8 protein-coding genes are annotated in these 13712 nt (G+C 45.0%); 6 read left to right on the forward strand and 2 right to left on the reverse strand.

Going from position 1 to position 13712, the window contains the following annotated elements; all coding sequences use genetic code 11:
- Nucleotides 1-23: 23 nt before the first annotated feature.
- On the reverse strand, nucleotides 24-5123 hold the full coding sequence (locus QUB44_RS05135) for a PAS domain-containing protein (RefSeq protein WP_333363950.1): 5100 nt from the start codon (nucleotides 5121-5123) through the stop codon (nucleotides 24-26).
- 183 nt (nucleotides 5124-5306) lie between these two features.
- Here QUB44_RS05135 and QUB44_RS05140 point away from each other — a divergent pair, with 183 nt between their 5' ends.
- Together QUB44_RS05140 and QUB44_RS05145 are read left to right on the forward strand one after the other, a co-directional pair.
- Nucleotides 5307-6599 (forward strand): transposase, encoded by a 1293-nt coding sequence (locus QUB44_RS05140; protein ID WP_333363952.1) that lies wholly within the window; start codon nucleotides 5307-5309, stop codon nucleotides 6597-6599.
- 654 nt (nucleotides 6600-7253) lie between these two features.
- Nucleotides 7254-8093: a glycosyltransferase gene (locus tag QUB44_RS05145; RefSeq protein ID WP_333363956.1), complete on the forward strand. Its 840-nt coding sequence runs from the start codon at nucleotides 7254-7256 to the stop codon at nucleotides 8091-8093.
- Between the two features lie 79 nt (nucleotides 8094-8172).
- On the opposite strand, the gene gloB is transcribed toward QUB44_RS05145, so the two are convergent.
- Nucleotides 8173-8943, reverse strand: coding sequence for a hydroxyacylglutathione hydrolase (gene gloB / locus QUB44_RS05150; protein WP_333363958.1), 771 nt, complete (start codon nucleotides 8941-8943; stop codon nucleotides 8173-8175).
- Nucleotides 8944-9593: 650 nt separating this feature from the next.
- On the opposite strand from gloB, the gene galE reads away from it, so the two are divergent.
- The 4 genes from galE to QUB44_RS05170 all read left to right on the forward strand — a co-directional run bounded on the left by galE (nucleotide 9594) and on the right by QUB44_RS05170 (nucleotide 13693).
- The gene (gene galE, locus QUB44_RS05155; RefSeq protein WP_333363961.1) at nucleotides 9594-10592 is read left to right on the forward strand and encodes a UDP-glucose 4-epimerase GalE; all 999 of its coding nucleotides are present in this window, start codon (nucleotides 9594-9596) and stop codon (nucleotides 10590-10592) included.
- Between the two features lie 196 nt (nucleotides 10593-10788).
- Nucleotides 10789-11433 (forward strand): hypothetical protein, encoded by a 645-nt coding sequence (locus tag QUB44_RS05160; RefSeq protein ID WP_333363964.1) that lies wholly within the window; start codon nucleotides 10789-10791, stop codon nucleotides 11431-11433.
- A gap of 9 nt (nucleotides 11434-11442) precedes the next feature.
- The gene (locus tag QUB44_RS05165; protein WP_333363967.1) at nucleotides 11443-12261 is read left to right on the forward strand and encodes a hypothetical protein; all 819 of its coding nucleotides are present in this window, start codon (nucleotides 11443-11445) and stop codon (nucleotides 12259-12261) included.
- A gap of 280 nt (nucleotides 12262-12541) precedes the next feature.
- A complete protein-coding gene (locus tag QUB44_RS05170; protein ID WP_333363970.1) occupies nucleotides 12542-13693 on the forward strand; it encodes a glycosyltransferase family 4 protein in 1152 nt (383 codons plus the stop codon).
- Nucleotides 13694-13712 lie beyond the last annotated feature (19 nt).

Genomic DNA, 13712 nt, shown 5'->3' on the forward strand with positions numbered 1-13712 from the left:
CGGGGAGGTGCTGCTCTTGAAGCTTACCTACCACAGTGTCGCGATCGATCGTGAGCGATCAATCGCGCTACAGTAGCAACTAACTGGGTCGGATTGATCGGCTTGGCTAAGTGTTTGTCAAATCCGGCTTCCAAAACTTGGCGCTCGTTCGCTTCTCCAGCATAGGCCGTTAATGCGATCGCCAACAACTGCCGATACTCAGGCGCAAGCTGAGTGCGGATGCGATTTATCAACATATATCCGTCCATCTGCGGCATTCCGATGTCGCTGACGAGCAAATCCGGTGCAGTTTGTTCGATCGACTCTAGCGCCTCAGCAGCAGATGACAGGGAAATCACCTCTGCACCCGCTTCCTCAAGCACGAAAGCGACAAAATCTCGCGAGTCGAGTTCATCATCTACCACCAAAATTCTCAATCCAGCTAGCGGCCTGGATGAGAGAGCGGGACTAGCAGCTTCATTGACGGCTTCCTCCTCCTGCCTTCTAGAATCATCATTTAATAGCGGTAATCTCACCGTAAACGTCGCTCCTTGACCAACTCCTGCGCTTTCTGCAAACACCGTTCCGCCGTGAAGTTCGATCAGTTGGCGGACGATCGCCAATCCCAATCCCAAGCCGCCAAATTTGCGAGTTGTAGCACCATCTTCTTGTCGGAAATGGTCAAAAACATAAGGCAAGAAATCGGGAAGAATGCCTTTACCCGTGTCCGTGACTTGAATTAGAGCTTGGTGTTCGATTTGCCCTAATCTAACTTCAACTCGACCGCCTTCGGGCGTGAATTTCACCGCATTTGATAACAAATTCCACACAATTTGTTGCAAGCGACTTGTATCGCCTACAACTTGCCCGACATCGGGATTTAAGATTGTTTGGATTTGAATTTTTTTAGCTTCGGCTGCTAATTGTACGGTTTCTACGGCACACGGGATAATGGTTGCCAGATTCACCGGAACCACATTCAATCTGAGTTTTCCTTGCAGAATCCGAGACACGTCAAGCAAGTCTTCGATTAATTGAGATTGCAGTCTGGCGTTGCGCTCGATCGTCTCCAACGCTTTGGCGGTTTTAGCCGCACTCAGCTTGCCGCCGACGAGCAGTTGCGACCAGCCTAAAATCGGATTCAGGGGCGATCGTAACTCATGAGAAAGCACCGCCAGAAACTCGTCTTTAATCCGGTTAGCTCGCTCGGCTTCCGTGCGCGCAGTTTGTTCTAATTGGAGAACCATATCGCGCTCGGTTTCCACTTGTTTGCGCTCTGTAATGTCGATTACAGAGCCGATATAACCCTCAAATTGTCCGCTTTCGCTAAATCTGGGAACAGCCGCATCCATCGCCCAAGAATATCCGCCATCCTTACGCCCGACGCGATATTCCACGCTGTACAGTTCGTGGCGTTCGTTGGCGGTCAAAAAGGCGTTTTTGACCTGTTCTCGGTCTTCTGGATGCAACGCGTTTATCCAACCCAGTCCCAAACCTGTTTCCTCACTTTGACCTGTGAAGTCATACCAGGTTTCGCTCAAGAAAGTGCAATAGCCTGTGGAGTTTGTTACCCAGACCATAAAAGGAGCATTGTTAGCCATATTGCGGAATCGTTCTTCGCTTTCTTGCAGCGCGGCTTCGGCTTGTTTGCGTTCTGTGATATCTCGACAGACAATCACTCCGCCTTTGATTTCGCTGCTAGTATCAACTACCGGATAACCGCTGATACTGATCCAGCGACCTTCGGCATCTTCGCGGCGGACAAATACCTCTACATCATTGACATATTCACCTTTGATTGCTCTGGCTAGAGGTAGTTCATCGTCGGGGAAGAGGGTTTTTTTGTCTGCCAAAAACAGCCCGTAGGTGCTCGACCATTCCTCACAAGATTTTTCATTCGATAGCTGACCGAATATTCCTACGGCGGCTCGGTTAAACAACACAAACTCCCCTTGTTGGTTGGCCAAAATTAAACCATCGCCAATGCTGTCAATGATGACTTGCAGTAACTTAGTTTGTTCTTGCATGGCGACTTCTGCTCGTTTGCGATTTGTGATTTCGCTGGAGATGCCAATCAGGCCGATGACTTCTCCCGCCTGATTGCGGTAGGGAGCTTTCATTACCAGAAATGTCCGAATGCCATCGTGAGATTCTTCGAGGACTTCTGTTTGGCCGGATTCCATAATACGCCGATCATTTTCCGTGACTGTGACTGCAAGTTCTGTTACTGGGTATAAATCCAGATCGCGACCACCAATTACTTCCGAAGCAGATTTGCCCATTATTTCCAGCGTGGCTGGATTGGCATAAATAATCCGTCCTTCTCGATTTTTGACAAAAATTGGCGTGGGTGCTGACTGGTTAATCACGTTCAAAATCGCATTTTTTTGCCGCAGTTCTTCTTCAGTGCGTTTGCGATCGCTAATATCGCTCCAATAAGCCGTAAGTCCTTCGGCCGCTGGATAGGCGCTCACTTCTATATATATCTGGAGCGAGGGTGAGAACTCTTCAAACTTGACAGAAACTTGCTCGTTAACGACTCGATTAAATTCTTGATATACCCTCGAATTGGATTCTTTCTCGGCGGGGAATAGCTCCCAAATTGCTCGACCTAACAACTCGGCTCTTGATCGAGAAAGCAGTTTTTCAGCAGTGGAATTAACGTAGGTATAGCACCATTGTGAATCGATCGCGATAAAGGCATCGGTAATACTTTCTATAATATTGCTGACTTGTTGGTTGGCCGCTTGCAACGCGAGTTCAGCGTTTTTGCGCTCGGTGATGATTTCGCAAAAAATCATGATGCCGCCAATCTCATTGGTGTTGGTTCGCCAAGGGTGAATTTCCCAGCGCACCCAGTCGATTAAGCCATCAGGGCGGGGAAACTGATCTTCTTGGCAGATTTCAACTGCTCCCGCCAGACAGCGCTGGTGGACTGGTCTCCAACGATCGGGCAAATTGGGAAAGATGTCGTAGTGCGATCGGCCCACAATGTTTTGAGTGCCGAGCCCGTAACTTGACAGCCAGCGGTCGCTCACCAGCATATACCGCATCTGGCGGTCAAACATCGCCACCCCTGCAGGCGAATGTTTGACGAACAGCCGCAGTTGCTCTTCCTGTTGCCGCAGCCGATTCTCCGATTGTTTGCGATCGCTGATTTCTTTGAAAAGTAAGGCGACTTTTCGGCTGTGAGGCTCAGGAGTGCGGAACGCCGAAACCTCAAACCAGCGGTTCATGACTTCCGAGCCGTGCTCAAAGCGCAAGGGTTGCCCCGTCAGCGCGACTTTGCAGTAAATCTCAAACCAATAATTTTCGAGTTCAGGAAGCATCTGTCGCGCCGTTTTACCCACAGCTTGTTCGAGTCCGGTTTGTTTCACAAAGGCAGGATTGACTTCCAAAAAGCGGTAATCGATCGGCTTGTCGTTTTCGTCAAACAGCATTTCGATGATGCAAAAGCCTTCGTCTAGGCAATCAAACAAAGTGCGATAGCGTTCCTCAGAGCGGCGCAAAGCAGCAACAGCTTGTTTGCGATCGCTAATATCCATAAAGGCCGCCACACAGCCACGAACTGCGCGTTGTTCGTCAAATAACGGTACCGCATTCACCAACCAATCAAAGGCCACCCCGTCCGATCGCACCATTTGAATTTCCACATCTCGCACTTCGACGCCGGAAGCCACAGCCAGTTGCATGGGCAGTTGTTCTCCGGGAATTTCTAGTCCGTTGCGGAATCGTCTAAACGGAAGGACTGCCGCTTGCTCTCCGGTTCCAGAAACATTGGTATCGGGCGGCACTTTCAACATAGACTGGGCAAACCGGTTAGCCCGAATTACTTGACACTGTGGGTCGTCAGCGATCGTAATACCGACGGGTACAGCATCAAGTATCGATTCCAGTTCATTGACTCGTCGCTCTAGTTCTTGGTTGAGCCGTTGAATTTCTTTTTTGGTAGCTTTGCGATCGGTAATTTCCTGCACCGTCACATTCACGCCCAGCACGCGATCGTCCTCGGCCCTGAGTGGATAGACACTCAACAGCCAATCCTGTTCCAGTCCCGGCTGCGGTGAGTTCGTCCTGCGAAGTTCGAGCTGTTTGAGAGGAACTTTAGTTTCAATAACTTTTCGGTAAAGCGGCTCTAAATCATCTGCCATTTCTGGCAAAATTTCGCGCAATGTTTTGCCGATGTGGGCGGCGGCTGGAACTCCGTTAATTTCTGCTAGCCGATCGTTGATGCGGACAAACCGCAACTCGGTATCGAGGAAGCAAAGTCCGATCGGCGCACTAGCATAAATCGCCTCGATTTCTGCTAGTTGTTGATGTGCCGTTTGCGCTTGTTGAATAAAAACAGCCCGATCCGCCTTCTGCTGAGTCACATCTTGAAAATAAACGGCAAGCCCCGATGGGATCGGATAGGCTCGTACCGCATACCAAGCATTGAGCGGCGGATAAAAAGATTCAAAACTAACTGTAACTTGGAAGGTGGCGGCGTGGCGATATTCCTGCTCAAACAAACTGCCCACAGATTGGGGAAACTCTTCCCAAATGCTGTTGCCAATCAAATCTTTCGAGGCTCGATTCAGCCACCGCGCCGCTTGCGAATTGAGGTAGGTAAATCGCCAGTCTCGATCCAAAGCAAAGAACCCGTCCGAAATACTTTCGAGGGTGTCTGACAGTTGGGGCGCGGGCGCGTTACAGACTGGTTCTGGCTTTTGTTGAGCGATAGGAGTGAAGGTTGTTACTACTGCATAGGGAGTCGATCGATCTCCCTGAAATAAAGGTTGAGAATTGAGCGTCAACCAAATCAATTCTCCCTGTGGCCGATCAAAGCCCATGATGACATTTAAACATGGTTGCCCGGTTTGCAGCGCCACCATCGCCGGATGTGTCTCGCCGGGAAAATCTGAGCCATCTTCACGCAGAGTCTGCCACCGAGTTTTGATTGAAGTGCATAAGAGCATCTGTTCTGCTGTCATCCCCAACAGCTCCTGGGCGTGAGAATTGCACCCCTGAATGCTACCATCTGCCAATTGCAGAACCATCCCTACATCAGTTGGCAAAGGCGCGGCTGGGTAGAACACTTTGTTAGAATCCGTTGAAACAGAGGGGTCGATTTTTGCTTGGGGTTCAGTATTGTAAAACTTCATTGAGTTTATAAGCAATTATAAACAATAATGGTATTATATAGCAAGTCTATTTGAGTCATGAATGTAGAACCACCTGAAATGCTTGTGATCATTGAATCGATTGTTTACAAATCAAATGGTTTTGCTATATTGTTGTGAGTGTTGAATAAGGAATACGCATAGCCCAAAAAACGCAAGTTTCAAATGCAACTAACAGAGAGGCACATCATTAAATCAACGGAACACCGTTTCGCCCAAATAGACGAACTAGCTTTCAAGTCCAAAAACCTCTACAATGCCGCCAATTACGTCATTCGTCAGAGTTTTATTTATGGGTGGGGCTATGTCAATTACAACGAAATGAACCGATTGATGAAGTCTCACGAAGCATATAAGGCTTTGCCTGCTAAAGTAAGTCAGCAAATCTTGATGGTGCTAGACAAGAATTGGAAATCGTTTTTTGAAGCCGTTAAAGCTTACAAAGCTGACTCTTCAAAATTCACGGGTAGCACAAAATTGCCAAAGTACAAAGATAAGACTAAAGGGCGAAATCTTCTCGTCTACACGATTCAAGCAATTAGCAGCAAACAGTTGAAGAAAGGAATCATTAAACTTTCCGGCACTGAACTTTCAATTAAAACCCAAGTCAATCCCAACCAGATTTGTCAAGTTAGACTGGTTCCGAAATGTGATTCCTATGTAATTGAGGTGATTTATGATGCTTGTACTGAGCGTAGTCGAAGTGAACCGGAGTCCACCCTTGGCAATGCCAACTCTGTAGCTAGTATTGATTTGGGACTGGATAATTTAGTGGCGTTAACTTCAAATCAGCCGGGATTTATCCCTTTGTTGATTAACGGGCGACCATTAAAATCGATTAACCAGTTCTATAACAAACGCAAATCCCGATTACAATCCCAGTTAAAAGGGAATCGTCAAACCTCACCCAGGATTCAGCGATTAACTCGCTGTCGCAATCAGAAAGTTGATAATTACTTGCATCATGCTAGTCGTGTGATTGTTGCGATTTTAAATACAAAACAAATTGGGACGCTAGTAATTGGCAAGAATGCACAGTGGAAAACTGAAATTGATCTAGGGAAGCAAACCAACCAAAACTTTGTTAGTATTCCTCACTCTCGATTAATTGAAATGTTGGAGTACAAAGCTCGGTTGGTGGGAATCACAGTAATTGTGCAGGAAGAATCCTACACATCGCGGGCCAACTTCGTGGGTCTAGACCCAATCCCTGTCTACGGGAAAACAGAAAAAGAGCCAATGTTTACTGGTAAGCGTATTAAGCGAGGTTTGTACAAAACATCGACTGGTCAGTTAATTAATTCTGATATCAACGCTTCGTACAACATCCTCAGAAAAGCAATCCCAAATGCCTTCAGCGATGGGATAGGGAGCTGCGTAGTTCAGCCGAGGCGGGTTAATCCGCTCAAAGTAAAAGTGAAGGGGGAGGGACTTGAAGCCTCCCATGCCTATAAATGACTATACTTTTACCAGCTATTGCGTGGGTTTTGCATCGGTTTCTAACAACGCTCATTTTACTTTTTGCAAAGCAAATCGCGATCAATAATAGGGAAATAACCAGAGGAACTTTTGATTTGAGCAGGGTGATACTTCAAACCTAAGATGGATGTCGATCGTTGTGCGGTAATATCAATAGCTAGACAATTTATTTTATCGTAGAGTCCCACGTCTGAACCAGTTGCGGGATTCAGCACAGGCGACGGGGAATTTTCTGGCTGTTTCAAATGCCAGGTTAGTTCCTCTCATTATTTTTCGCGTTGCTACATATTACCAATGGCTGTTGCTCGTTTTCGGGCGCGAACAGATGGCACTTGCACACCGATAAATAAGTAGATGAAGCTTGAAAATACATAACCCCTCTCTCGCAGCGAGTGAAACGAAGCAATCGCTCTTGTTACGCCCGCGTTACATTCTGTTACATTATAAACTTTATTCGCGCCTACCTACTTAGAAACCCCGTTTCTTTGTGTAAATCTAACCGGAAATTTAGGTAATATTTTGTTCGTCTCAATGGTAAATGGGCGATCGCATTTTCCTCAATACAGGGTCGCCTACTTCCTCCAGTCCCAACGTTTGTGCCACGTTTGCCGTTCATCTCACAAACTTAATCCTATGCACATATTCACAGCCGCCGATCGCACCTATATTCTGGGGTTAGCAGCACTCCTGAAGTCTATAGATCTCAATGTTAGCCAATCTGGGGAGGAGCAGGTCAAAATTAGCGTTGTATCTACCAGGATATATTCACCGCAAAAGGAACAGTTACAGAATTGCTGCAAATACCCGATTGAATGGCAAGAATTGCAATCTAATTACAACCAACTTCTTTCGGTATCAGGTTCTAAACTTCCTTACGTTAAATTGGAGCCGCAAAAATATACCAAAGAAACAGAAAGGCTGATTTGGCTCGACAGCGATACGATCGTTCTGGGCAGCTTAAAGCCGCTGTGGAACCTAGATTTTCAAACTCTGCCGATAGCAGCCGCAGCCAACGTCTGGGGAAATCCCAACAATTATCAAGATCGAAACTGTTATTTCAATAGTGGTGTTTTAGTTTACAACATGAAGCTTTGGGAGGAAGAACAACTGTCGGAAAAGTTGCTCCAAAACGCTAGGGCTCACGTTTGGGGCGATCGCGATCAAGGTGCATTAAATTCAGTTTTAGTGGGAAGGTGGAAGCAATTAGAGCAAATATGGAACAACCACAAGACTGATGATATGTCAAGTAAAGTGATGCACTTTATGTCAAGACCGAAACCGTGGGAAAGCTCCGCTCCCAATCAATTATGGCTTGATATGTTGTCTCAGACACCGTTTAAGGACGAACTGGAAAAAATTCCAAATAAGTTTAAGGGGCTGTCGAGCTTTTACGTAAAATACCAAAGACTTGACAGGTGGTTGAGCGAACCGATACTCAAGTTTAAGAGTTACATGAAACAACAAAAACGTTAAGGTCAATCGATTTTAGATTTTAGATTGAAGCTTTGACCCCACGGATGAATCCGGGGGCTTGTATCCTGGATGCTTTTGGTCAAAATTGGTCTTTCATGCCGCGCAATCGAGCGAAGGTTTGCACTGGATCGGAGGTGTTGGCGGCTGATTGGATGCTGGGAAAATCCCAGCGCAAAAATGGGTTTGTGCTTTTTTCGAGGCCGATAGATGATGGTATTGTAGGTTGCGATCGACTGCGCGCTTCCTTGACTTTGGCGAAGCGCTGCTGTAAATCGGGATTGTCACCATCCACACTCAAGGCAAATTGCAGGTTGTTCAGCGTGTATTCGTGGGCGCACCAGACTCTCGTACTATCGGGCAAGTTTCGCAGTTGTCCCAGAGAGGCTAACATTTGGGCGGGAGTGCCTTCTTTCAGCCTGCCACAGCCTCCGGCAAATAAGGTGTCGCCGCAGAACAATTCGCCGATTTCGCTGTTGCTGGGGGGGAAATAGTAGGCAATGTGAGCTTTTGTGTGGCCGGGTAGGAAGAAGACTTCGGCGGTTCTGTTGGCGAAAGAAACTCGATCGCCCGCTTGTAAAAACACTTGCTGTCCGGGAATTCTGCCTCTATCTTCTGCTCCCCCGTAAACTTTTATTTGGGGAAAGCGATCAATCAGTTCCTGATTGCCGCCTATGTGGTCGCTGTGGTGGTGGGTAATGAAAATTGCGGTTAATTCGGCTCCGAGTGCTTGCAGTTGCTCTAATACTGGGTGCGATCGTGCTGGATCGACGACTGCTGCTGTGTGGCGATCGGGGTCGTGCAGCAAGAAAATGTAATTGTCGGACAGTACCGGAAGCCGATAAACCTGCATAGAAAAGTGCCTCTCTCGGAAAAATATTATATAATTAAGTTAATCTGAACGCTATCCGAAGGCTGATTGCAGATTTATTAAGTCTGCATATCTGTCTTGGTAAGTAAAACTCTGATACGTTTCTAATACGTTTCTAATACGTTATTTCTGCTGTTGAGCAAATTGATTTGCGGTCGGGTACGCATCATTTTTGGGTCAAGAACTGCAATCGGCTTTAACTATTTTGGCATAAAAGCGATCGAATAAATGCGAACATCTCACAACAAATCGAACTTAACAATTTCTCAAAAAGTCGATCGGATTGTAGCGTCTGGCAAGATCACTCGCAGGGAACATTTAGTTTTGACTTCGGCTATCCTGTCAGATGATAAAATTTCAGAAGAGGATCGACATCAGATTAATCGAATATTTGATTATATCCTAATTGGTCGCCTCAAGTTTATCGATTGAACACAAAGACTTGCACATTCAGCATCTATCTGGAGTATAAAAAGCGTTTTTTAGGAGTGCGATCGTCCCGTCTGGCACAGCAAAGCCTATATATTTCGCTTTAATTCTCCGGCTCACGCGGAGTGTGAAAGCGTCTGATGTGGAAGTCTCAAATTAACAAGGCTCTTGGCAATCCCAGCTACAAAAACAGGCAGAAGAAAATGAGTGCAGACAAACAAACTATTTTGGTGACGGGCGGAGCTGGATATATTGGCTCTCACGCGGTATTAGCGCTGAAAAACGCCGGTTACGGTGTGGTGATTTTGGATAATTTAGTTTACGGTCACAGAGATTTAGTAGATCAGGCTTTGCAGGTGGAGTTAGTAGTTGGCGATACGAACGATCGCACTCTTCTAGACAACTTGTTTGCTACGCACAAGATTGATGCGGTAATGCACTTTTCGGCTTACGCTTACGTGGGCGAGTCTGTTACCGATCCAGCTAAATATTATCGCAACAATGTCATCGGCACTATTACGCTTTTGGAAGCAATGATCGCTGCTGACGTGAAGAAATTTGTGTTTTCTTCTACTTGCGCGACTTACGGCGTACCGCAGAAAATCCCGCTCACAGAAGACCACCCACAAAACCCGATCAATCCCTACGGTGCTACTAAGTTAATGGTAGAACGGATTTTGTCGGATTTTGACGCTGCGTATGATTTCAAGTCTGTTTGTTTCCGCTATTTTAATGCCGCTGGGGCTGACCCTAACGGGTTGTTAGGAGAGGATCACAATCCAGAAACTCACCTAATCCCGCTGGTGTTGTTCGCTGCTTTGGGGAAACGAGATTCGATAGCGATTTTTGGCACGGATTACGATACTCCTGACGGTACTTGCATCCGGGATTACATTCACGTTAACGATTTGGCATCTGCTCACATTTTGGGATTAGAATATTTGTTAAATGGTGGCAAATCTGATTTCTTTAATTTGGGCAATGGCGGCGGGTTTTCGGTGAAAGAGGTTATAGAAACGGCTCGCCAAGTGACTGGAAAAGAGATTAAGGCTGTTGAGTGCGATCGGCGTCCGGGAGACCCGCCTGCTTTGGTTGGCAGCAGCGAGAAAGTCATCAAAACCTTGGGTTGGTCTCCAGAATATCCCGACATTAAGAACATTATCTCCCATGCTTGGCAGTGGCATCAAAAGCGTCACAGTTAGCATAAACTCAAATAAAACAAGTGCAAAAATTGAGTCGCAAATAATGTCAAACAGTCACAAGGATTTTTGTTTTTGCACATTAGCTTTTCGCAAAAAGTATCGCGAATTAGCCAAACAACTAGCAGCAGACTTAGAAACTCATTCTCTAGGGACGATGCTAGTTGTTTGTACTGACTACCCAAATGACTTTCAGAATTTGACGAATGTTTTCGCCTTTAAAAAAAGTCGCGAAGGTGTAGACTATTGTTATAATGATAAACGATTTGCACTAAAAAAAGCCTTAGAATTATGCCGAGTGACAATCTTTGTGGATGCAGATACAAGAATCATAGGAAAAGTGCCGGAGATAGAATGGATGTCAGGAATTACTTGTAAAGGGTTTATTCCCATTCTAGAACATCCACCAAATCAATCATTGCCGGGGAGAAAAGAGGCAATTCATAAATTAGCAAAAAAGCTAGAACTCCCCTTGAAAAATGTAAGTTTTGTCCAAGAAAATTTGTTCGTAATTGCCAGAGACAATGGAAAAGAAATTCAGTTTATTCAAGAATGGGGAAAGATTGGAAGATTTTTTGAAGTGCAAAAAGTCAAAACAAAAGACGGTAATCCCATTGGGTTAGCAACTGCTAAAGTTGGGTGGAATATTCGTAATGACGGGTGGCAGGAACTAGCTCAAATTATGGATCATTCTTTTGCTCATTGGGACTGGCAAAAAAATCAAGTAAGAACCTTTTGGGATAAAGTTGGGGATAAATTGCAGTTTGAGCATTGGCAATATCTCTATCGGTTATTAAAAACCCAGTTAATTGCCTTATTAAATTTCAATTTTTACTATCGTTAGATGAAAGATATGGATAGAGGATTTATTACTATTTTAACAGGTCTTTACTCTTTCCAAGATTGCGTTCATTTTCTGGCGTCTGTCAGGAAGTTTCACCGCGAACCCATTATTATTTTAATAGATAGAGTACCTCTAATTTTATATCCTTTACTTCAGGTGTTCGGAAATGTCATATTGAAACCTGCACCGTCTCACGAAAATCCTGTTTTAGCGTCGCGGCTAGCTAAGCTGGCTTTGTACGGGGAATCTCTGTTTGAGAAAACTATTTATATGGATTGTGATATTTGTTTGCTGTCGCCAATAGATGAGGTTTTTGATTTTCTTGATGGGGTGGATTTGTTGGTGACGGAAGATGTGCAGCCTGTCATTGCTAAAGCGGCAAATTTATTAAGAGTCAAGCAGGATATTCTGTCAACTTTGCAGTCTGTCGGGTTGCCGCTAAATGAAAATAGCATTCAATACAATGGCGGATTTATCGCTTTTACGAAAAGCAGTAAAACTCAGGAATTGTTTATAAACTTTAAGAAATATTTCGACATGGTAGAGGCACATCAAAATGTGCTACTCTTGAGAGACCAGGGAGCTTTTGCGGCGGCTGTTGAATCGGTGAAACCGAAAATGACAACTTTGTCCCCGGTTTACAACTACTTGGATAAGTGGAAAGATGTTTATACGATCGACAAACCGATTAAAGTAATGCACTGCACTTATCCTTACCGCCCTCAGTACGCCAAGAACGTGACGCGATCGCTCTTTACTAGAATAGTCGATCGCACGGCTAAAATATTTTTACCAAATCAACTTAACAATCCCTGGCGTTTAAAATAATTAAAGTTTGTTGGCAAACTGGAGCAAAAGCAACAAAATTCAGCCCCTAATTAAAAAAAATAGCCTCAACATATCCGAAAATTTACCTAGAAGAATTATTGCTGGCTGGAATAACAGTCTTGGGTTCATTATTGTGTTTTTTTTACCAAAAGACGCGTTGCTGCCCTTTCCCCTGGTTAAAAACCCGGTTGCTTTGGTCGGGAGTGCGTGAGTCCCCATCGCCTTGACAAAAGCTCGGTTAAGCAGGAAAATTAAACAAATGTTTTAAACAAAATACTCAGTGAAAGTTTCATTAGTAGTGAGCGATTTGTCAGGAGGAGGTGCAATTCGTGCTTTTTTATTAGCTCAAGTCTTGATAGAGCTTAAATGTGATGTAGAAGTTGTTGGATTTCAGTTTGGCAAGGAATTGTACGCTACTCCTCCCAGAGACATCCCGGTATGTGCAATACCGGGTAACAATTATCCGGGGTTTTTGATGGATGCTCAAAAACTTTGGAAAAAAATAGATGGGGATATTATTTATGCAGTCAAACCTAAACCTACAAGCTTTGGGCTATCACTGCTAAAAAAACTGGCGACTCGCCACTCTATAATTTTAGATATAGACGACTGGGAGCTGAGCTGGTGTGGCGGAGATGAATGGAAATACCGTCCATCTTTCAAACAACTTTATCGAGATATTTTTAAACACAACGGTCTATTGAGAGAACCAGATAATCCGCTCTATCTCAAGTGGATGGAAAGTGTCATTCACCGTGCTGATGCAATCACCATTGATACTGAGTTTTTAAAACAGCGTTTTGGCGGTGTATATTTGCCTAATGGTAAGGATACTGCAATGTTCGACCCTGCTAAATACAATCCTGAATTGAGCAGACAGCGTTACGGCTTGTCCGGGTATAGAGTTCTGATGTTTCCGGGGGCACCGCGACCTCATAAAGGTGTTGAGGATGTTTTGATGGCCCTCGAACAGTTAAATGAGCCCGATTTAAAATTAGCGATCGTCGGCGGGAGTCCTTATGATGATTATGATGATAAACTTGTGAAACAATGGGGGCGTTGGATTATTAAACTGCCAAGGTTTCCAGTGGAGAAGATGCCGTCCGTTGTAGCGGCGGCTCATGTTGTCGTTGTTCCTCAGCGAGAAACTCTCACAGCCGTGGCTCAGTTTCCGCTCAAGCTGACAGATGGCATGGCAATGGCTAAGCCTGTTTTGTCTACGCGAGTGGGGGATATTCCAGCAATTTTAGAAGGAACGGGTTATTTAGTCGATCCGAGTTCTCCCGCTCAAATTTCACAAAAAATTCAATGGATATTTCAAAATTTGACAGCGGCTAATTTACAAGGAATGAAAGCTCGGGAAAGATGTGTGAAAAAATATAGTATTCAAGCAATGAAACCGATCCTTTCAGATATAATCGCAGGTATGTAAATGTTATTTTAAAACAACT

The sequence above is a fragment of the Microcoleus sp. AT3-D2 genome, assembly GCF_036705715.1.
GTDB lineage: Bacteria > Cyanobacteriota > Cyanobacteriia > Cyanobacteriales > Microcoleaceae > Microcoleus.